Origin of the sequence: Vibrio sp. 10N.286.52.C3 (genome assembly GCF_041468865.1) — a bacterium.
In the GTDB taxonomy this organism is placed as follows: Bacteria; Pseudomonadota; Gammaproteobacteria; order Enterobacterales; family Vibrionaceae; genus Vibrio; species Vibrio crassostreae_C.
Genome location: NZ_JBFRJM010000158.1, coordinates 1 through 221, shown reverse-complemented (window position 1 = coordinate 221; position 221 = coordinate 1). Strand labels below are relative to the sequence as shown.

The following is a 221-nucleotide window of genomic DNA, read 5'->3' as shown; positions in this document are numbered from 1 at the left end:
ACCGCGTCCGCCACTTGGTTTTCCGCGTACGTCACCGTCTGCGCACCGAACGAGCCTGACTCATCCACGTTGCTCTCTTTCAGGGTCACCGTCGCTTCCGCTGTCGAGCCGTAACCGTCGGTCATCACCATCTGGTAATCGCCACTGTTCGTGCCTTGCTCGAAGTCGTTCACCTCCGCCGAAACGCCCGCTGTCGTGATGCTGATGTTGCCAGCCGCATC

General features: G+C 60.6%; 1 protein-coding gene. It reads right to left on the bottom strand.

The window, feature by feature from the left end; genetic code table 11:
• A partial coding sequence (locus AB4138_RS23950) for a hypothetical protein (RefSeq protein WP_372307982.1) occupies positions 1-221 on the bottom strand: 221 nt, incomplete at both ends.